Source organism: Sinorhizobium garamanticum, assembly GCF_029892065.1.
Taxonomy (GTDB): Bacteria; Pseudomonadota; Alphaproteobacteria; order Rhizobiales; family Rhizobiaceae; genus Sinorhizobium; species Sinorhizobium garamanticum.
In genome coordinates, this window is sequence record NZ_CP120374.1 from 1,126,782 (window position 1) to 1,147,048 (window position 20,267).

The window sequence follows — 20,267 nt, forward strand, 5'->3', positions numbered from 1 at the left end:
ACGGGAGGCGATTTCCCATGAGCCTGCGCACTTTCCGACGCGACACCATTACCAAGCCAGTGTTCAAATGGGCCTCGCGCATCATGCCGGAGATCTCGGAAACCGAACGGGACGCAATCGAGGCCGGCACGGTGTGGTGGGATCGCGAGCTTTTCACCGGCGATCCCGACTGGGAAAAGCTTCTCGCTATGCCGGCCGCGAAACTGTCCGCAGAGGAGCAGGACTTCATGCATGGGCCGGTGCGCGAACTCTGTGCGATGGTCGATGACTGGAAAATAAACTGGGAGCAATGTGACCTGCCGCGTGAGGTCTGGGATTTCCTGCGCGAGAAGAAGTTCTTCGGCATGATCATCCCGAAGCAATATGGCGGTCTCGGCTTTTCAAATACCGCGCATTCGGAGGTCGTTCGCACTGTCTCCTCCTGCAGTGTCGTAGCCGGCGTGACGGTAATGGTGCCGAATTCGCTCGGCCCCAGCGAACTGCTGATGCATTTCGGCACCGACGAGCAGCGCGATTACTGGTTACCCAGACTCGCCGACGGGCGTGAGATCCCCTGCTTCGCGCTGACTTCACCTGAGGCTGGCTCGGATGCGGCGGCAATGGCCGACACCGGCGTCGTCGAATATGGCGAACGGGAGGGCAAAAGGGTTCTGGGTGTCAGGCTCAACTTCCACAAGCGCTACATCACGCTCGGCCCCATCGCCACGGTGGCGGGTCTCGCCTTCAAGATGTACGACCCGGAAAATCATCTCGGCCGCGGCGAGGAGCTCGGCATCACGGTTGCGTTGTTGCCGATGTCGACGCCAGGCGTTAGGCATGGCGAGCGGCACATTCCGCAATTCACCCATTTCCAGAACGGTCCGCTTTACGGCGAGGACGTGTTCTTGCCACTCGATCTGATCTTGGGCGGCGAGAAGCAGATAGGAGAAGGCTGGAAGATGCTGATGACGGCGCTCGCCGCCGGTCGCGGCATTTCGTTGCCAGCGCAGTCGGCAGCGGCGGCGGCCATCTGTGCACGCTCCGCCGGCGCCTATGCGCGGGTCAGGAACCAGTTCGACGTGCCGATCGGCATGTTCGAGGGTATCCGGAAGCCGCTTGCCGATATTGCCGCAAACATTTACCAGATCGATGCCGCGCGACGGCTCACCATCGCCGCTCTCGACGAGGGACACAGGCCGTCGGTGATCTCGGCCATCATGAAACTCCATGCCACCGAGCGGATGCGCGATTCCGTCGGGAAGGCGATGGACATCCACGGCGGCAAGGCGATCATCGATGGCCCGAGGAATTATCTTGGCAGCCAATTCAGGTCGGCGCCGATCGGCGTCACGGTCGAGGGCGCGAATATTCTCACGCGCAATCTTATGATCTTCGGTCAGGGCGCAGTGCGCTCGCATCCCTATATGCTGAAGGAAATGCTGGCGCTGTCGGATGAGGATGAGGCGAAAGGTCTGGACGCATTCGACAAGGTGGTCTGGGGCCATGTCGGGCATTTATTCGCTGTGCTTTGGCGAGCCTTCGTCCGCGGCTGGTCGGGTGGGCGGATCGGTCCGGCGCCAGCCGAGGCGGCGATGCCCGGCTACTGGAAACAGCTCTCGCGGCATGCCGCAGCCTTCGCGCTGCTTGCGGATCTCTCGCTGCTGACGTTGGGCGGCGCGCTCAGGCGCAAGGAAATGATCTCAGCCAGACTGGGCGACATACTTTCGGAAGTCTACCTGCTCGGCGCAGTCCTGAAGCGCTTCGAGGCAGAGGGGCAGCATGAGGAAGATCGACCGATCGTCGACTATGTGATGCGCGGGGGGCAGGGCCGCATCGCGGGCGCCTTTGCCGGCGTGCTCGACAATCTGCCCTCGCGCTGGGTGGCATTCCTTGTCAGGCTGGTCGCTTTTCCCGCTGGCATATCCGCTCCGGCGCCGTCCGACGAACTGACGAGCACGGTGGCCGAAACACTGATGAAGGATTCGCCCCAGCGAGACCGGCTGACGCCTGACATCTACCTGGGTGAAGGTCGCGAGGAGCATCCGCTGAAGGATCTCGAGCGGGCTTTCAGGTACGTCACTGCGGCCGAACCCATCGAAAAAAAGATGCGCGACATGCATGTCCGTGACCTGGAAGAGGCACGCGGCAAGGGTGTGATCAGTGAAGCGGAATTTACGCAGCTCGCCGAAGCCAAGGCGGCGGTGGACCGCGTGATAGCAGTCGACGCATTTCCCATGGAAGAGATATCGCCGATCGCCGCGCAGCATCGAAGAAAGAAGACGATGCGCGACAGGCGCTCGGCACGCTCCGATGCCGCGCAGTGATACGCTGTAACACTTTGAGTTGCCGCATGTCTTTGTCCTTAAATCGAGATCGATTAAGGCGACATGCAGCGGCCGCGCCTGAGCGCCAAGAGAAGGAGCTTTGCATAGAACCTTTCGCGCAGAGTCGCTGGGGCTGCAAGCTGCATCCTTTCGAGTGCCGCGCGCTCCTCCTGGTCGGGCTGACCTTGGGTCAAAGATGCAAGGACCGCTCGCGCAAGCAATCGCATGGAGGCACTTGTATGCTTCAGATGCCGGAGCGCCCGAACCAGGTGCTGCTCTTCTGCAGTAAACTCGGTGCCGAATGGAAACGTGGCGCACCAGCCTTGCTTACGCACTGGGAGAAGCGCTTCGGCTATGCGCGCCGGAGTATTGCGGCGGGACGCTGATGGAATGGTAAAATCCTTCTCGATCTTGCCGGCGGATTTCGCCGTATCGAGCAGTTCGTCCTGAAAGGCCGAATCGGTGATTGCCAGCATAGCGGCGATGCAGTCACGATCGGATTTGCCGCGCAGATCAGCAACGCCGTATTCGGTCACGACCATGTCGCGCAGGTGCCGCGGCAGCGTCGTGTGGCCGTAGGACCAGACTAGGTGCGATTCACGGCGCCCGCGCGCCTGGCGTGCGGCGTTGATTGTGATAATGGAGCGCCCGCCTTCAAGCGCGAAGGCCTGGGCGGCGAAATTGTACTGCCCGCCGACACCTGAGACGACGCGGCCGTCCGCGAGCGCGTCCGAAACGGTTGCACCCATGAGCGTCACCATCATCGCGTTGTTGACGAAACACGCATTTACCCGATCGGCCCGTTTTTGCTCCTCGTCGCCGTAAAGTTCATTGACGAAGGAAATGCCCCGCATCTGGAAAAGGGCACGTTCCTCCTCCGGCAGGTCCCGGAGAAATCGGTGGAACGCGGTGCTGCCGACAAAGAAGCCGGAATGCAGGATTGCCCCATCGGAGGCACGGCGCTTGAGGATGCGTTCCCGGTACAGATCCATGAAGCCGTCGACGAACATTTCGCTGGCGGCGTAGAGACCGGTCTCGAAGGCTCCGGTCTCCCGCTTTGCAGCCTCGTCGTGCGCGGAGAGGCGATGCAGCGCGTCGGCGAAAAGCTCGGGCCGCCGCTGCCGCAGGATCAGACCGGCCGTTAGCGCGTCGCCGAGCGAGCCGATGCCGATCTGCAGCGTTCCGCCATCCTTCACCAGGCTTGCCGCATGAATGCCGATGGCGTGGTCGGCCGTCGATACCGCCTCCCTCGGCACGACGAAGAGCGGCCGATCGCGATCGGGTCCGTCGAGAACGAGATCGAATTCGCCAGCCGGCAGCGCCGCCTCGCCCGGCATGAAGGGCAATTGCGAGCTGACTTCGCCCACAAGCAGGAACGGCTCCCGCCGCGCCCTCATCTTCGGCAGAATATCGAGCGTGATGTCGGTATTGCAGGACAGGCTATACTCGGCGTCCGCGCCGTCGCCGCGCTTTGCCACAAGTTGCGCGAGCACGTTGATGCCACGGTCGATGACGTAGCGGCCGACATGGGTGTAATTGGCCGAGATGTAGTTCTGCTGGGCGATCTCGACCGCGAGCCAGCGACCGGCGACGAAAAAGAACTCACTGACGCGGACGTTTTCCGGCAACTTGCCTTCGCGCAGCGCCTCGGCGTAAGCGATATCCGGACAGCCCGAATATAGCCGTTCAACCAACGGCTCGACGAAGCGGCGTTCCATGTCGCTCGACCAGGAAGGTTTTTCCAGCGTCAGCGCCGTGAATATCTCAAGATCGATCGCCTTGTCCTCGACCGCCCTTTCGAACAGGGCATTGGCGACGAGATTGGCTTTGCCAAGTCCGAGTGGAAGCCCGAGAACGATGCGTCCGTCGAGACGCTCGATGATGCGGTCGGCGATGCTTTCGGCCCGTTGATGCTGTTCTGGCTTGCCCGTCACGGCCCTCCGCTCAATGCCCCCCAGCCCTTGTCGGGGGCAAACCGGCGCCCGTGCCGCTGTTCCAGCCGCTTGAGCGTCTCAACGATGTCCGCCGTACCGCGGCTACGCGCATAGTGTACCGGTCCGCCGCGGAACGGCGCGAAACCGGTCGCGAAGATCATCGCGCCGTCGAGCGTCTCTTCATCCTTGACGATGCCCTCGCGCAGGCAGCGCACGCAGGCGTTGAGCATGGGCAGAAGGAGGCGATCCGTCATCTCCGGACCAGGTGGCGATGTCGCGGACGCCTTTTTCGGCTTGCCCTTGTCGTCATAGGCATAGAGTCCCTTGCCCGCTTTTCGGCCGGTTTCGCCGTTTTTGACCTTCTCCTCGAGCCAGGCCGGAATCTCGGGAATGGGATCGTCGAGCTTGTCCTTGAGCATACGGACGACCTCGAGACCGATGTCGAGCCCGACGCGGTCGGCGAGTTCTATCGGCCCCATCGGCATTCCGAAATCCTCCGCCGCCCTGTCGATGGTCTCTTTGGGCGTTCCCTCGTCGACCATGACGAAAGCCTCTGTGAGATACGCCGTCAGGGCACGGTTGACGAGGAAGCCGGGCGCGCTCTTCACGGCGGCGGGCAACCGGTCGATCGCGCCGCAGAAGCCGTGCACCTTGTCGAGCGTCGCCTGGCTCGCCTGGTCGTGAGCGACAACCTCCACGAGTTCCATCTTGGCGACCGGGTTGAAGAAATGCAGGCCGACCAGGCGATCCGGAAAGGCCAGGCCCTCACGCAGCACCTCGAGCGGAATGCTCGACGTGTTGGTGGCGAGGATAGCGCCCTCTTTCATTTTCGGCGCGATCCCTTCAAACACCTTGCGTTTGACGTCCGTCTTCTCCACGACCGCCTCTATGACGAGATCCGCCTTGGCGACGCCTATCCCCTCGAAATCGGGGATCAGACGGTCGAGAGCGTCGCGCCGTTCGATGCTCGAATGAAGCTTCTTGTCGTAGAACTCGGCGGCGCGACCGATCGCCCTGGCGATGACCTCGTGGTCGAGGTCGGCGAGCGTGACACGCAGCCCTCGCGCTGCGCACCAGGCCGCGATATCGCCACCCATCGTGCCTGCGCCGATAACGTGGACGTGCCGAATGCCGCTTTCGCCCTTGGCGGAGTCCTTCAGCTTTTCGCGCAGGAAGAAGACCCGCATGAGGTTCTGCGCCGTCTCGCTGACAAGCAGTTCCGAGAATGAGGTGATCTCGTCTCTTTGCATGGCCTTGGCATCGCCGCCATGCTTTTCCCAGAGATCGATGAGCCGGTACGGCGCCGGATAGTGCTGCTTCGGCGCTCGTTTCTCCGCCTCGGCCCGAAACCGGCGAGCGGCGAGCTGGCGCGCCGCCGCGAGCCCGAACACACCCGATTTCCAGCTGCCGCGATCCGTCTTCATCTGGCCCGCGACGGCGGCGCGCACGGCATTGTCGACATGGCGTTCCTCGACAACCGCGTCGACAAGGCCCAGCGCCTTGGCTTTCTTCGCGTGCACGGTCCTTCCCGTCAGCATCATCGTCATCGCCTCGACGGGATCGATCAGCGCCGTCAGCCGAAACGTGCCGCCGAGCCCGGGATGCAGGCCGAGTCTTATCTCGGGAAAGCCCAGTCTCGCGTCACTCAAGGCAATGCGGTATTTGCAGGCGAGTGCGATTTCCAGACCGCCGCCGAGGCAATAGCCATGGATCACTGCTACGGTCGGTATCGAGAGCGCCGCCAACCGGTCGATGAGCCCGTGCGCCCACCTCATACGCTTCTCTACCTCGCGCACCTCGGCCGCGCCTTTGAAGTCGCGGATGTCAGCGCCCGCAATAAAGCCGCCCTTCTTGGCCGAGCGGATGACGAGGGCCTTGGCACCCATGCCCTCTATCTCGGCAAGCGCCGTGTCGAGTTCAGCGATGACGGCTTCCGACAAGGTGTTCGCGCTTTCGTTAGCCCGGTCGAGCACCAGCCAGGCGATATCAGCCGGCCCCTTGCTCAGCCGCCAATGCGTGAAAGCCTTCAGGAAGGTCCCCGGCCCAAGCACCGTGTTGCGGGGGGAGAGCGTTTCCCAGACGGAGGCTTTCTCTGTCGGCATCATGCAGCCTCCAGAAGCATGGCGCCGCCTTGTCCACCGCCGATGCACTCGGTGGCTATGCCCCGCTTCAGCCCGAGCCGGCGCATCGCGTTGACGAGATGAAGCACGAGGCGGTTTCCGCTCGTGCCGACCGGATGCCCGAGGCTAATCGCCCCTCCGTCCACGTTGAGCCGGTCGCGTTCGATAGGCCCGAAGACGCCGTCGAGACCGAGCACGTCGCGGCAATATTCCTCGTCCTCCCATGCGGCAAGACAGGCGAGCACCTGCGCGGCGAAGGCCTCGTTGAGTTCCCAGAGATCGATGTCCTCGCGGGAGAGCCTTCTGCGTCTCATGAGTTCGGTCGAACACAATGTCGGGGCAAGCCCCATGATCGAGGGGTCGAGCGCCGACCATTCACTGTCGACGATGCGGGCGAGCGGCGCGAGCTTGTGCCTGTTCATCGCCTCTTCCGATGCGAGGACAACCCAGCAGGCGCCGTCGGTGATCTGGGAGGAATTGCCGGCGGTGACGTTGCCGTAGGGTTTTTCGAACACCGCCTCCAGCTTCGCGAGCTTGTCCATCGACGTGTCCGGCCGCAGGCCGTCGTCATGATCGTAGAGCATGCCGTGGCGGGAGACCGCCGGGATGACCTCGCCCGCGAGGAAGCCTTCATTCTGCGCGCGCGCCAGCCGTTGATGGCTTTCCAAGGCATAGGCGTCAGCAGCTTCGCGCGTGATGCCGAACAGATGGCCGATCACCTCCGCCGTCTGACCCATATTGAGATCGGTGATCGGATCAGTAAGTCCGCGTTCGAGGCCGACTACAGGCTTCGCCATCTCGGGTCTCAAACCCGCCAAGGCAGTGGCCTTTTCCCAAGGTGTCTTTGTCGTTGCAAAGCCGCCGAACCATTCGACCGCTTGCTGGCGAAGCACCAGAGGTGCATGGGACAGCGCCTCCGTTCCGCCGGCGAGAATGAGATCGGCCCTGCCAGCTTCGATCGCACGGAAGGCTATGTCGATCGACTGCATGCCCGAGCCGCAATTGATCTGGACGGTAAAGGCCGTCATCGCCGCCCCCATGCCGAGCCTGAGGGAGGCCACGCGCGCCGGGTTCATCTCGTCGGCGATCACATTGACACAGCCGAGAATGACGGTGTCGAATTCATCCCGAGAGAAAGGCTGACGCATGAGAAGCGGCCGTCCACATTGGATGGCGAGATCGACCGGCGTGAACGGTCCCGGCTTGTTGCGCGCCCGGAGAAAAGGTGTACGCGCCCCATCCACCAGGTAAACGGGGCGACCAGAACTCGCGACGGTCCGATTGGGGGATAGCGATCCGCCGGCGATCGGTCCCCCGGCAGCACCCGCCTTCGCCGTGCGACGCGGGTTCTCCGCCTTCGTCGCTGCAGCGGAGTTCGGCGGCAGGGCCATCGCTTAACTCCCAATAGGCGGCGGGACGTCGAAACCGGATTTTCTCCTGGAAGTATAAGAAGATCACGCGTCAGCCGCACGGTTTCGAGTCAAGATCAAACGTTCAAAGCCAGTAATCGGTTCCGCAGCTGTCATTTCGATCAATCTGCGCCTGCTGCACTCCGTCGTCGACAAATCGGCCTCGTTGCGGGAACGCGAGATCACCGAAGCGTGGCCCGTTGCCGGTCTGCCGGAAACACTGCACGTCGACAGCGGTGACGATGCGTGTGTGCCTGTCGACCTCCGCCGACTGCGACGGTCCAAGGGCGGCAGAGTCATCCCGATCACGCCCACCAATGACCTTACGGAGGTCAGCTATCCTAGACGCACGGCAGCGCGCCGTGCCCTCGACGCTGAGGGGCGTGTTCGCCATTCGGGTTTGGCGCCGGCGCCTCTCTTGTGTCCCGAGGCGGATTTTTGCGTTTATCGGACTTTGGCGCCGATACCTGAGGGTCGCGATCCCGGACGGGCCGCGCTTTGGGATCGCCCTTCTTGGGCGGAACAGAAGCTTTCTCAGTCATGGTTCGTTGCTCGCGTTTGCCACAGGAATAACCGCTCGGCAGAAGCAGGGTTCCAATTAGAGTGTGCGAGCATCTCAGCTGGCCCCGACGCAATCTCGGTCCGCTACTAGTTGCTGGGTTCGACCCCGAGCCCGCGGTAGCGGACTCATGGTCTCGTGGAGAACTCGCGCCGCTCAGCGATGATATCCCAGAAGGTGGGCTAGCAAGATAGCGCTGGTCCTCGGCAATTTCCCCTAACCTTGCGGAGCGAGGCTTGTTCGGATCCCAGCGTCGGCAAAGCGGGTTAACTGTGTCTGAGTTGCCTCCTCGGTATAAAGAACGTGAACAGCGCGACCGCTGGCGGTGAGCTTTTCAGCCTCCTTAAAGGCTTCTTCGAAACTCACGGGAATTGCATCGGTGGCGGTGGAGGGATCGTCCTGTTCCAATACGTAAAACCTGGCGTTTCGGATATCAGTGGTCATCGGCGCTCTCCTTTCGCGCAACAATAGCTGGCGAGCGCGATGGTTCCGGATGACAGGGATTTACCCGACGCTGCACCACCGACGATGGCCATGAAACCGCAACCGGCTCGTCGGCCTCATGTCTCTCCGCGCCGGCGACCGGGCAATGTCGATGATGGCGTCTCTAGCGGAGGTCGGATCCTCCTGTTCCAGGCAACACCAGGCCCGAGCGGGCGACCGCGAAACCCCTGGAGCCGCCGATCTCAAGGGAGCCGATGGCCGCCGCCAGGACAGGCAGGATGATGCAAAGCCGCAGGAGCAGCCGGCGCATTTCCATGGGATCGAAGTTTTGCCATTTCTCATGGCCTCGGGCAAAAGCCTGTTTTGCCAGGATGACATCAACAATATTCATGACCGTCACTCCGTATCTGTAATGACGGCCTTTGGTCGAACACGGCTAACCAAGTTCGACAGGCGGCACGAAGATTCCGAAAAAATTTCTCGCAGCTGTCGAAATGTGCTTCTTCTGTTCGTCAACCGAGCATCGAAACACAGGAGCACTCATCATGAAGTATCTCTGTCTGGTCTGGTGCGAGGAAGGGAAGTTCGAGGCATTGTCCAATGAGGAGGGGAAACAACTCGATCGCGACTCGTTGAGTTATGACCAGGAACTGGTCAGAAGCGGACACATGATTGCTGCGGAAGCGCTGCAGTCGCCTGGGAACTCCGTGGTCGTGCGCGTGCGCCACGCCGAGACCTCCGTAACGGATGGCCCCTTCGCCGAAGCCAAGGAACAGATCGGCGGCTTCATCCTGATCGAGGCAAGGGACTTGAACGACGCGATCCGCGTTGCGGCGGGGATTCCGCTCGCCAAGCTCGGCAGCATAGAGGTGCGGCCGGTTCACGATTTCGGTTAAGGCTCAAGGAGAGAACAGATGCACTATCTCTGCCAATTCTGGTTTGAAACCTCGGGCGCGAAGGAACTGTCGAAGGAAGAAGGGGAAAAGCTCACGAAAGACTGCATTGCCTATGACGAAGGCCTCACCAAAAGCGGCCATTTGCTGCTCGCTCAGGCCCTTCGGCCGCCGGCAACGGCAAAGACAGTCCGCGTGAGCGACGGCAAGATTTCGGTTACCGACGGGCCCTTCGCCGAGATCAAGGAACATCTCGGCAGTATCATACTCATCGAAGCCGCGGACATGAACGAGGCGCTTCGCATTGCAAGTCGTTCGCCGCTCGCCAGGCTCGCCGCCATAGAAGTGCGCCCGGCCTATTCGATCAACGAGCAGTGATATCCGCGTGTCATCGGAGGCCGAAGGCATGCCGACATGGCTGAGGTGACGTCTTGCAGAAGCTGATCGACGACATCTACCGCTCTCATTCGCGCAGGGTGCTTGCAACACTCATCCGTCTGCTCGGCGATTTTGACCGGGCGGAGGAGGCGCTGCACGAGGCCTTCGCCGAAGCTGCGCGGAAGTGGCCAAGGGATGGGGTTCCGGACAACCCCATGGCCTGGCTGGTGTCGACGGGCCGCTTCCGTACCATCGACCAGCTAAGAAGGCGGTCGCGCTTCGACGCGTCGATGAAGGATATCGAAGACAGCCTCTATCCGGCCCAGGAAGCGGAGATCGGCGATATGGATCTCATAGAAGACGATGTACTCCGCCTGATCTTCACCTGCTGCCATCCCATTATTCCGGCGGATGCGCAGATCGCCATGTCGCTCAGGGAAATATGCGGGCTGACGACAGAGGAGATCGCTCACGCTTTCCTCGTTCCCGCACCAACGGTCGCGCAGCGGATCGTGCGCGCCAAGAACCGTATCCGCTCTGCCGGAATTCCCTACGAGGTGCCGGACAAGGACCAGTTGCCGGATCGCCTGCAGCGCGTACTGCACGTTATCTATCTGGTCTTTAATGAGGGCTACTCGGCTACCTCGGGAGCGGATATTGTCAGGACGGATTTGACGGCGGAGGCCATCCGGCTCTGCCGGACACTGCTCGCCCTTCTGCCGGACCTCGAAGTTTCAGGGCTGCTTGCGTTGATGCTGCTGCAGGACTCGCGGCGCGCGGCGAGGCGGAGCGCCACGGGCGAGATCATCTTGCTTGCCGATCAGGACCGCTCTCTGTGGGACCGTGAGATGATAAGGGAGGGATTGGCCCTGATCGATGCCGCGACGGGGTGTGGCGCGGTCGGCTACTATGGCCTGCAGGCAGCGATCGCCGCCGAACATGCCCGGAAGCGAAAGGCGGAGGAAACCGACTGGCACCGCATCGTCGGACTCTACGGCTTGCTTCTCATCGCCCGCCCCTCTCCCATCATCGAACTGAACAGGGCGGTGGCTCTTGCCATGTGCGAGGGACCTGCGGCCGGTCTCGCGATCGTAGAGGCCATCCTCTCCAGGGGAGAACTGCGGGATTATCATCTGGCGCATGCGGCACGCGCCGATTTCCTGCGCCAGCTCAAGCGCTTCCCCGACGCCCGCCTGGCCTATGAAAAGGCACTTGAACTTTGCCGCCAGCAACCGGAAAAAGCATTCATCCGCAAGAGGATCGCCGAGCTTCCCGAGTGACACGGCGCCGCCGATGATCGCGCCCGATGCCCCTCACCTCCGCTCGCAGCTTTCGGATTCGATCCGGCGTCTGACACCCTACCGAACTTTAGCCTGTTAGAATTTGATCGGTCGATCGGGCCGGGCTTGCAGCACCTCACATCTCATGCGGAAGCAATTCGACTGTCCATGGGTCTGTCAAGCCCTCAGGAACTGCGAGGCCTTGTCGAAGCTTAACCCCGGAAAAATCTTCGTCGTCAGGTCTCTGGCCGTCACCTCGAACTGCCGATAGAGCATCGCCGCGGCGAGTTCGCGCACGTCTGCGGTCGGCATCAGGTCGCGGTCGTCGAGCAGCTTACCATCGCCGATGCCCGGCCAGCGCCCGAGGACGCGTCCGCCATCGATTGCCCCGCCCGCGAGTACGGCGCATCCGCCGGTGCCGTGGTCGGTGCCGCCCGAGCCGTTCTGCCGCACTGTACGCCCGAACTCCGTCATCGCCAGCACTACGGTCTTCGACCAGACGGTCGGGCCGAGCGTCGCCTTCAGCGTGCTGATCGCCTGCGCCAGATCCTGCGCTGGTCGCCTGAATTGCCCGGCTTGCCCCACATGCGTATCCCAGCCGGTGATCGAGAAGCTCGCGATCCGATACTCGCCCTTCAACATAGTGCCGGTGAGGCTCGCAACGTCGACGATCCTCTCGGCACGCTTGCCGTCCGGCTCGGCGGCCATCGCCGCCCCGTTCGCCCGCGTCGCCTCGTCCATCGCGTTGGCGAAAATCGGATCGCCGGCATAGAGCCGCATCAGGAGCTGCATCTCGTCCTTTGCCGTGCGGAGGTTGGAATCGGATGCCCAGACATCGACGTCGTTCGGGCCGGAAAGGATCAGTTCCGTCGAGGTGTTGACGTCGATCGCCTTGCGGTCGTCCGAACGCGGGATTACCGAAAGCGCCCGATTGAGCCAGCCGGTCTTCTCCTCGGCCACGTGCTCGCCGCCCGATTCCAGCATGTCCTGCCCGTCGAAATGGCTACGCTGGTCGCGATAGGGCGTCGAGACCGCATGCACGAAGGCAAGCTCACGACTCTTCCAGAGCGGCATCAGGCCGGCCGCCGCGGGATTCAGGCCGAAATGCCCGTCGAGATCGAGAAGCCCCTTGTCCGGTGTCAGCGCCAGCGTCGGCCTCAGGCGCGCGAAACCCGCCTCGTCGTAAGGCTGCACCAGGTCGAGCCCATCCATCGCGCCGCGCAGCACGATCGTGACAAAGCGGTTGTCGCCCGGCATCGCAGCGAAGGTGACCGGCGTGAAGATCGGCGCCGCCGCGAGGCAGCAGGCCGATCTCAGGAAGCCGCGGCGGGAAAGCGTAACCTCGGTCATGATCGTGCTCCTTATCGGCGGTTGAATTCGGGCGAGGCCAGCACCAGCGTCAGGCCGCTGATCTTGTTCGGCGCTTGGGCGACGATGCGGATCGTCTCGTCGCGCGCCGCATCGGCAAGCGTCGCCTTCAGGAATTCGCGCGGATCCTCGTCCTTGCCGAACTGAGCGGAGGCGCGCCGCGCCCAGGCAAGCCTCTCGGCAAGCTGGCTCCCGGTGATCCAGGTGGAGAAATTCTCTTCGAAGCCCGCCGGGCTCGGCGGCAGCCATGTCGGCTGGCCCATGCGCCGCAACGCGCCCTGCCCCAGCGCCCGCGCCGTCTGGAGGGCCTTGCGCCGTTTCGATGCCGCCGCGTCCTCGGGATCGGGTGCCATCGCGCCGGCATCGCCGCCCATGGCGCTGCCCTGCCCCGCCATTGCCTTCGGCGCCATCGTCGCATCGCCGCCGTCGCCGCCATCCTGGTGGGCCCGCATGAACTCGCCCACTGCGCCATCGCCGCTACCGGCATTCAGCGCCCTCAACCCGGCTACGACATAGTCGAACGGCTGACGCGCCTTCGCCCCCTCGTCGCGCCACGCCGCCGGATGGTCGAGCATCGCTCCGTAGACGGCCATCAGGTCGCCGTCCGTCTTCTTCCAGGCATCCGCCATCGCCACCACCATCTCGCTCGACGGCTGGTCGGAGACGAAATGGACGGCAAGCTTGCGGCTGATGTGCTCCGCGGTCTTCGGATGGACCGCGAGATCGTCGAGCAGCGCCAGATAGTCCTTCGGAGACCGTTTCGCGCCGCCATAGCTCACGCCGAGTACCCTGTGCTCGCCCGGCTCCGAAATGCCCGGACGGAAAGTGGCGTCCATATCTCGGCGGTCGATCGTCAATCCGGTCAGCACCATCGCCGCGGCGCGGACGTCGGCCTGTGTATAGCCGCTGCCCGCCCCCAGCGTATGCAGTTCCAGGAGTTCGCGGCCGAGGTTCTCGTTCAGCCCCTTCTTCTGTTTCATGCCGCCCGGCGAATCTGGCCCCTGCGACTGCGCCTGATCCAGATAGATGAGCATCGCCGGATGCTGCGTCGCGTTGCGCAGCAAGTCACGGAATGAACCGCCGAGATGCGGCCGGATCGCTTCCGCCTCGTAAAGCGGCACGATCATCCGCATCGGCAGGCTCTTGTTGGCGCTGGTCGAGAAATGGTCGGTCCAGAAGGCTGCAAGCCGCTCGTAGAAGCCGTTCGGCGAAAGCACGGCCTGCATCATCCGCGCATTGGCGTCGCGCTGGAAGCCGTGCAGTACGCGCTTCTGGATTGCCTTGCGCTTGTCTCGGCGCGCCTGCTCGTCGCCGCTCTGGCGCAACTCCCTCAGTTCCTCCTGCAGGTCGGCAATCTGCTGATGCCGTCCATCGATGCCGTCGGAAAGAAAGGACGGCGCACTGCGAGCACCGCTCGCCACCTGACCAAGCAGTTGGTCCTTGCTCTGCGGCGGCACCTCGCCCGGCCGGAAACCATAGCCGAACCGGATCGCCGCCATCGTCGGAAAGGAGAGGCTCATGGCGGTCACCTCCTGATCACTGAATGGTGACAGCCTCCGGGCCAAATGCGTCCGCAATTCGGCTATTTCCCAAAATGAACAATTTGTAATCCGTTGGGAACGCCTTGTAATTTGCTGGGCCAAACATCATCAGAGCCCCCCGTAACCTCCAAGCAAACGGGAAGAATTGGTGCTTTGGCTTCACGATAGGCAACGACCAAGCGCAACCAGCGCTCGTGACCCTAGACGACATTCGCGACACACATTCGGATAACCGCTTTGCCCCGAAATGCGGTCCAGGGCACATCGGCCTTGACGCGATCGCGCTTGAGGCGTGCTTCTACGGGTATCGGAGAGATTCGGACTGACCGGTCCGGGTCAATGCACGACTGAGAGGTCTTGTCGTAAGAGCTGTCTCCCCGAGGAATTTGGCCGAGCCGGGCAACCCCGCACACTCACGCTGCCCGGCTCGTTCAGTGCTCCGGAGAGCGGGTGTTCAAGCACCGATTTCCCACACCACGGTGCCGGTTATTCCGAAAAATCCTTCGTTCGGTTCGGTGCCCATCAGGCCGTTGTTCCGGCCGATGACGCGCCAGCGCGACGCGGCTTACGTCCTCGTTTTGAAACTAACGCGAAGCTACGCGCGTATCAGTTTCCCGAGGGACGAATTGTGTTTTCCGGAAGGAGCAAACCGTATGACTGGAATGGCAATGACTCAAACGCCTCAAGCAAACGGCAGCAGATTGTCGGGCGAGCTCTACAAGGTCGTCGAATTGATCCTGGACCGCGGGCTGGTCATCGACGTGTTCGTGCGTGTGTCGGTGATCGGTCTCGAGGTGGTCACCATCGATGCGCGGGTCGTCGTTGCCGGCGTCGATGCTTACCTGCGCTTCGCCGAGGTGTGCGGCCGCCTCGATCTCGCCGGCAGCAGCCCCCGGATCGGCCGCTCGCTGCCCGACAGCGCGCTGCCGCTCGAGCTACCCGGCGGGGCGCGCACGGAAATCGGCGCCACGCAATGGAAAGGATGACTGATGAGCAGCTACGTCTACTGTGTCACGCGTGCCTCCCACCCACTACCGCTCGAAGGGGCGGTGGGGGTGGGGGAGCATGCCCCCGCCCTCCGGCTGGTGCGCGAGCAGGATCTCGTCGCGGTTGTTAGCGACGCGCCGGAGAACTTGCGCGCGAAGCGACGCGATCTGGTGAAGCACAATGCGGTCATCGGACGAATCTACGCAGCCGACACCGTGCTGCCGATGCGGTTCGGGATGGTCGCGCCCGACGACGAGGCCGTGCAGACGGAGCTTCGATCGGGGGCGCGTCGCTATGGCGAACTACTGTCGCGGATCGATGGCCACGTCGAGCTCAACGTCAAAGGCGTTCATGCGGAGGAAGCGCTTCTCCGCGACCTCCTGCTTCAGAACGACGAGCTACGCGCGCGGAATCACGCACTGCGCACCGCAGGCGGCGGCCACCAGGACAAGGTGGCGTTCGGCGAGTCCGTGGCCGCCGCCGTCGTGGAGCGGCGCGCGCGTGACGCGGGCCAGGTCATCGCCCGCCTGCAACCACATGCCGCGCAGGTACGTCGGGGTCCGCCGGTCGACGGCTGCTTCGTCAACGTATCGTTCCTGGTGGCGTCCGGCGCCCGGGCCGACTTCGATGGCGCCTTGTCGCAGTTGCGCGGCGAGCTGCCCGGCTACGCAAGCGTCGAGTTGTACGGACCCTTGCCGCCTTACAGCTTCGTCGGCGACGAAGCGGACGTGTGAGGGCCGTGGCGGTGGGACTCCTGTCACATGTCTTGTTGCTGCCGCTCGCGCCGGCCCGCTTCGCACTGTGGACCATCGACCGGGTGGTCGACGCCGCTGCCGAACAGCATTGCGGCCCGGCAGCCATCCGGCGCGAGCTGGCCGAGCTTGCGCGGCAACTGGATGAAGGGTTGATCGATGCCGAGGAATTCGATCGACGCGAGGACGAGATCCTCGACCGGCTGGACGAGGGACGAAAGCGAGGGCTGATCGCATGATGGAATCTGATCGCATGATGGAACAAGGTTTGTGGCACGGGCGCCAGGGTGCCTCTCCGAACCTGGCTGACGTTCTGGAGCGGGTTCTGGACAAGGGGTTGATCATCGCCGGCGACATCAAGATCAACCTGCTCGACATCGAGCTTCTGACCGTCAAGCTCCGGCTGTTGGTCGCGTCGGTGGACAAGGCCAAGGCGATGGGGATCGACTGGTGGGAGCACGACCCGGCGCTTTCCCAGCCGCGGGCGCGGCAGCTCGCGGCCGAGAACGCGCGGTTGCGCAAGCGGGTCGAGGCGCTGGAAACTGCCGCTCCGGAGTCACGGCGATGAGGATGGCGAGCTATACATATGCGGTCGCGCGCCCGTTCGATCCAAACCAGGCGGCCGGCCTCGTCGGCGTCGACGGCGCCGCGATCCACCTGGTCCGCCACCAAGACCTGGTCGCCGTGGTCAGTCCACTTGCGCCTGCCGACGCCGACGAGGCCGCGCTGCGAGCCAGGCTGCAGACGCTGGCGGAGCTAGAGGCGATCGCACGTGCGCACCACAGGGTCGTGGCGGCGGTAGCCGCGTGCACACCAACGCTGCCGTTCCGCCTCGCGACCGTTCACCGCACCGACGACCGCGTTGCGCGGTTGCTGCGCCGGGAGTATCGGCGCTTCCGCGAGACGCTGGAACGACTCGCAGGCCGCGTTGAGGTGGGGGTGAAGATCTACGTGCAGCACGAGGGCGCGTCTGCCGGCGCGATGTCCGTGGCTGAGAAAACCGGCGGGTCCGGATCGGCGCGCGTGGGCAGGGACTACATGCGCTACCGCCGCGAGCAGCGCGATCGGCGCCAGTACGCGTGGCGGTGCGCAACCACCGCGGCCGAGCAGATTGACGCCGTTCTCGCCGGGCTTGCGGTCGATCGCCGCCAACACCGAACGCAGAGCGCCGCGCTGTCCGCTGCTCCAGGCGAAAATGTATTCAACGCAGCCTACCTGGTGGATGCCGGGCGCGCCGAAGAGCTCGCCGCCCGTGCACGGCGGCTGGGTGCGGAAAACCCGGACGTGACGCTCGAGGTCACAGGCCCCTGGCCGGCCTATTCGTTCGCCGGCAGCGAGGAGCGCACATGAGCCCCGCCGCGCTCCCGGCCCAAGAGATCGCGCTCGTCGACCTGCTCGACCGGCTCCTGGCGGGCGGCATCGTGCTGACCGGAGACGTCACGCTGGCGATCGCCGACATCGACATGGTGCAGATCTCGCTTCGCGCCCTGATCACGTCGCTCGGCCGAACCGCGCAATCCGGCGCAGCGGAGCAAGACGAGTGAGCGCCGGCGTCGCTGGACATGGGCCGGGGTTGCGCCAGCGCATTTCGATGGCGCCCGACACGGTCGAACGAGATCTGGCCCGCCTCGTGCTCACCGTCGTGGAGTTGCTGCGCCAGCTCATGGAGCGGCAGGCACTTCGTCGTCTCGACGAGGGCGGCTTGACCGAAGCGGAGGAGGAGCGCGTCGGCATGACACTGATGCATCTAGACAACCGGATGTCGCGCCTGCGGGAGCACTTCGGGCTCGCGGCCGAGGACCTGAATATCGACCTGGGACCTCTCGGTCCGCTACTACCGCGTTGATGCAGTTGGCGCCGCGGCTCCGGCTGAATCTCGAAGCGCGGTCGGCTGATGCCTTCATCGCTGACACAGTTGCCTGGACGCTGGTAGAGCGGCACGGCGCTTCAAAAAGGCCGGAGAAAACTGCCGCGTTCCTGCTTGCGGCCATGGAGGCGAATGGCCTGACTGAAACCGTGAACTTACTGAACCCGCATTATATTACTTCGACAAGGATTATGCCCGCCTCACCTCCCAGGGCCGGCGTGAGTGCCAATTCCAGGCGGATTCTGTGATCGCCGCAAGGTCGTATTGCGGCTCCCAGCCGAGCACCGCGCGTGCCTTGTCGTTGTTGGCGACCAGCGTCGTCGAGTCGCCTTCGCGCCGCGCGGTATAACGGATATTGAACGGCCGCTTCGCAACCGTTGCGATTGCGCTCAGCAGCTCCTTGACCGTCGTGCCGGTGCCGGTACCGAGATTGAGCTCGACGCTGTTGCCGCCGTCGAGCAGGTAGTCGACCGCCCGCACATGCGCATCCGCGAGGTCGAGGACGTGGATGTAGTCGCGCACGCAGGTCCCGTCGCGGGTATCGTAGTCGGTGCCGAACACGCTGAAACTTTCCCGCCGGCCCAGCGCCGCGTCGATCGCGAGCGGGATCGCGTGGGTTTCCGGCTCGTGCCACTCGCCGATCCGTCCGTCAAAGTCGGCACCGGCGGCGTTGAAGTAGCGCAGGATCACCGAGCGCAGGCCCTTGTACAGGTCGTAGTCCTTCAGCGCCTGCTCGCAGACCCATTTCGTGCGGCCATAGGGGTTGATCGGCGCCTGTTTGTGGGTTTCGTCCATCGGCACGCGATCGGGCAGCCCGTAGGTGGCGCAGGTGGACGAGAACACGAAGGCGTCGATCCCGGCCGCCAGCGCCGCCGACAGCAAGGTGAGCGTGCCGATGACATTGTTGTCGTAGAATGCCGCCGGATCCTTCACCGACTCGCCGACCTCGATCATCGCCGCAAAATGCAGGATGGCGCGCGGCCGATACCGGGCGAGAACGTCATCGAGACGCTTGCGATCGCGGATGTCCCCTTTTTCGAGAACGCCCCATTGGACGAATTCTTCATGGCCGTTCGAGAGGTTGTCGTAGACGATCGGCTGGTAGCCCTTGGCGGCCAGCTGGAGACAGGTATGGGAGCCGATATAACCGGCGCCGCCGACGACAAGAATGTTGTTGTTCTGCACAGGCAACCTCAGGGGATATTTGGGAAGACTGCGATACGCGCGTAGGCTCCGCAGCGGCGAATTTCCAACACATTGTGAACGTCCTGCGGAGAAGCGGCATTTTCTCCCTGTCCCGCCGCCATCTCGGCAACGGGCACCGGTCACAGTTAGGCACCGGTCACAGTAAGACTCGTCATACCGCCCAGTTTCCGCATCCACACCAGGTAAACGTTGCGGCCCCCGTTGAAGTCATCAGGGAGCAATTCAGGATAAACGCAGGGGAGCCTGGCGGTGCGCCAGGCGCTCGAAGACGTTTGCGGCGGCAGAGCGGGAAGCAGCGAGCGCACGCAGCAGGCGTTGCCGATGAAGGGCATGCGCACGAGCGCTGGGTCCGTTCGCGAGCGCCGCGCGGGCAGTCCGTATCGGCTCGGCCAAGTTGGCGCTCACCTCCGGCAGCGCCACCACCTCTGTCTCAAGCCGGTCGAGATAGGCGCCGAGCCCGTCCGCCGCAGCCTGGCGCAGGCGGGCGGTAGGGGCGGCGTAAAGCTTGTCCGCCGCCCAGCGCAGGTGCTCCTCGGCATGCCGGTGCAGCGCCTGTGGCTGCTTGTAGGCCCGGTGGTCGCCGAGGAGCCCAGCGACATAAGCCACCTCGCCAAGCTCGCCGCAGCGCCACCACAACTCCATGTCCTGTAGGTACTGCCAGGCAGGGTCCCAGCAACCCGCCTCAAAGAAGACATCGGTTCGGATGGTCGCGCCCGGCATCGCAATCATGTTGTTGAGCAGCAGCAGCTCCCGGAACGCTTCGCCATTGTTGCTGTAGCTCCACGGGAAACGGTGACCGGGTATGGGCGCGCCGTCATAGGTAATCTGCCGGAAGCGGCCGTGGACCAAGGCCGGGCGGCGCCTTGCCGCGCGCCCAATCGCCTGCAGCGCCCCCGGCGCCAGACGATCATCCGCATGCAGGGTGACGAGGTAATCCGCATGCGACCCGGCGGCGTAGGCGCGGTTCCAGTTGTCGGTGCGACAGACCGTGTCCTGGTGCAGCGCCGGCCTCAGCCGCGGTGACGCATGGGCCTCGATGATCTCCCGGCTGCCGTCCGAGGAGCCGTTGTCGCAGACATGCACTTCGAAGGCCGGGTAGTCCTGCGAGAGTGCGCTTGCGAGCGCCTCGGCAAGGGTCTCGGCATTGTTGAAGCAGGGAATGATGATGGCGAGAGAGGGCACTTCTGTGGATGGCTGGGCTCTCATGGCTGTCATGGCTAACTCCC

General features: G+C 63.6%; 20 protein-coding genes. 11 read left to right on the plus strand and 9 right to left on the minus strand.

The window, feature by feature from the left end; all coding sequences use genetic code 11:
- Positions 1–17 precede the first annotated feature (17 nt).
- On the plus strand, positions 18–2,303 hold the full coding sequence (locus PZN02_RS25115) for an acyl-CoA dehydrogenase (protein ID WP_280661684.1): 2,286 nt from the start codon (positions 18–20) through the stop codon (positions 2,301–2,303).
- Between the two features lie 53 nt (positions 2,304–2,356).
- On the opposite strand, the gene PZN02_RS25120 is transcribed toward PZN02_RS25115, so the two are convergent.
- The 5 genes from PZN02_RS25120 to PZN02_RS25140 form a co-directional block, all read right to left on the minus strand.
- Positions 2,357–4,237: an acetyl-CoA hydrolase/transferase C-terminal domain-containing protein gene (locus tag PZN02_RS25120; protein ID WP_280661685.1), complete on the minus strand. Its 1,881-nt coding sequence runs from the start codon at positions 4,235–4,237 to the stop codon at positions 2,357–2,359.
- Positions 4,234–6,342, minus strand: coding sequence for a 3-hydroxyacyl-CoA dehydrogenase NAD-binding domain-containing protein (locus PZN02_RS25125; protein ID WP_280661686.1), 2,109 nt, complete (start codon positions 6,340–6,342; stop codon positions 4,234–4,236). The genes PZN02_RS25120 and PZN02_RS25125 overlap by 4 nt, the downstream gene beginning before the upstream one ends.
- Positions 6,339–7,748, minus strand: a complete 1,410-nt coding sequence (locus tag PZN02_RS25130) for an acetyl-CoA C-acetyltransferase (protein WP_280661687.1) — start codon at positions 7,746–7,748, stop codon at positions 6,339–6,341. The genes PZN02_RS25125 and PZN02_RS25130 overlap by 4 nt, the downstream gene beginning before the upstream one ends.
- A 793-nt stretch (positions 7,749–8,541) precedes the next feature.
- Positions 8,542–8,769: a hypothetical protein gene (locus PZN02_RS25135; RefSeq protein ID WP_280661688.1), complete on the minus strand. Its 228-nt coding sequence runs from the start codon at positions 8,767–8,769 to the stop codon at positions 8,542–8,544.
- A 163-nt stretch (positions 8,770–8,932) separates the two neighbouring features.
- The gene (locus tag PZN02_RS25140) at positions 8,933–9,160 is read right to left on the minus strand and encodes a hypothetical protein (RefSeq protein WP_280661689.1); all 228 of its coding nucleotides are present in this window, start codon (positions 9,158–9,160) and stop codon (positions 8,933–8,935) included.
- Positions 9,161–9,314: 154 nt separating this feature from the next.
- On the opposite strand from PZN02_RS25140, the gene PZN02_RS25145 reads away from it, so the two are divergent.
- From PZN02_RS25145 to PZN02_RS25155, 3 genes are read left to right on the plus strand one after another with little or no spacing between them, the layout of a single operon-like run.
- Positions 9,315–9,665: a YciI family protein gene (locus PZN02_RS25145; protein ID WP_280661690.1), complete on the plus strand. Its 351-nt coding sequence runs from the start codon at positions 9,315–9,317 to the stop codon at positions 9,663–9,665.
- A gap of 18 nt (positions 9,666–9,683) precedes the next feature.
- The gene (locus PZN02_RS25150) at positions 9,684–10,040 is read left to right on the plus strand and encodes a YciI family protein (protein ID WP_280661691.1); all 357 of its coding nucleotides are present in this window, start codon (positions 9,684–9,686) and stop codon (positions 10,038–10,040) included.
- Between the two features lie 53 nt (positions 10,041–10,093).
- Positions 10,094–11,320, plus strand: a complete 1,227-nt coding sequence (locus tag PZN02_RS25155; protein ID WP_280661692.1) for an RNA polymerase sigma factor — start codon at positions 10,094–10,096, stop codon at positions 11,318–11,320.
- A gap of 177 nt (positions 11,321–11,497) precedes the next feature.
- Here PZN02_RS25155 and PZN02_RS25160 read toward each other — a convergent pair whose 3' ends face one another.
- Complete coding sequence (locus PZN02_RS25160; protein ID WP_280661693.1) at positions 11,498–12,670, minus strand: DUF1501 domain-containing protein; 1,173 nt, start codon at positions 12,668–12,670, stop codon at positions 11,498–11,500.
- Positions 12,671–12,681: 11 nt separating this feature from the next.
- Positions 12,682–14,208, minus strand: a complete 1,527-nt coding sequence (locus tag PZN02_RS25165) for a DUF1800 domain-containing protein (protein ID WP_280661694.1) — start codon at positions 14,206–14,208, stop codon at positions 12,682–12,684.
- 689 nt (positions 14,209–14,897) lie between these two features.
- On the opposite strand from PZN02_RS25165, the gene gvpJ reads away from it, so the two are divergent.
- The 7 genes from gvpJ to PZN02_RS25200 are packed head-to-tail and all read left to right on the plus strand — an operon-like array spanning position 14,898 to position 17,814.
- Positions 14,898–15,215, plus strand: coding sequence for a gas vesicle protein GvpJ (gvpJ, locus tag PZN02_RS32280; protein WP_425336308.1), 318 nt, complete (start codon positions 14,898–14,900; stop codon positions 15,213–15,215).
- Positions 15,216–15,218: 3 nt separating this feature from the next.
- A complete protein-coding gene (locus tag PZN02_RS25175) occupies positions 15,219–15,950 on the plus strand; it encodes a GvpL/GvpF family gas vesicle protein (protein ID WP_280661695.1) in 732 nt (243 codons plus the stop codon).
- A gap of 5 nt (positions 15,951–15,955) precedes the next feature.
- Entirely contained in the window at positions 15,956–16,207 is a 252-nt protein-coding gene (locus PZN02_RS25180; RefSeq protein ID WP_280661696.1) for a gas vesicle protein GvpG, read from the plus strand.
- A complete protein-coding gene (locus PZN02_RS25185; protein WP_280661697.1) occupies positions 16,204–16,536 on the plus strand; it encodes a gas vesicle protein in 333 nt (110 codons plus the stop codon). The genes PZN02_RS25180 and PZN02_RS25185 overlap by 4 nt, the downstream gene beginning before the upstream one ends.
- Before the next feature lie 2 nt (positions 16,537–16,538).
- On the plus strand, positions 16,539–17,318 hold the full coding sequence (locus PZN02_RS25190; protein ID WP_280661698.1) for a GvpL/GvpF family gas vesicle protein: 780 nt from the start codon (positions 16,539–16,541) through the stop codon (positions 17,316–17,318).
- Entirely contained in the window at positions 17,315–17,512 is a 198-nt protein-coding gene (locus PZN02_RS25195; RefSeq protein WP_280661699.1) for a gas vesicle protein, read from the plus strand. Before PZN02_RS25190 ends, PZN02_RS25195 begins: the two co-directional genes overlap by 4 nt.
- A complete protein-coding gene (locus tag PZN02_RS25200) occupies positions 17,509–17,814 on the plus strand; it encodes a gas vesicle protein K (protein WP_280661700.1) in 306 nt (101 codons plus the stop codon). The genes PZN02_RS25195 and PZN02_RS25200 overlap by 4 nt, the downstream gene beginning before the upstream one ends.
- A gap of 210 nt (positions 17,815–18,024) precedes the next feature.
- On the opposite strand, the gene galE is transcribed toward PZN02_RS25200, so the two are convergent.
- Together galE and PZN02_RS25210 are read right to left on the minus strand one after the other, a co-directional pair.
- Entirely contained in the window at positions 18,025–19,020 is a 996-nt protein-coding gene (galE, locus tag PZN02_RS25205; protein ID WP_280661701.1) for a UDP-glucose 4-epimerase GalE, read from the minus strand.
- Between the two features lie 243 nt (positions 19,021–19,263).
- On the minus strand, positions 19,264–20,256 hold the full coding sequence (locus tag PZN02_RS25210) for a glycosyltransferase (protein ID WP_280661702.1): 993 nt from the start codon (positions 20,254–20,256) through the stop codon (positions 19,264–19,266).
- Between the last annotated feature and the right edge of the window lie 11 nt (positions 20,257–20,267).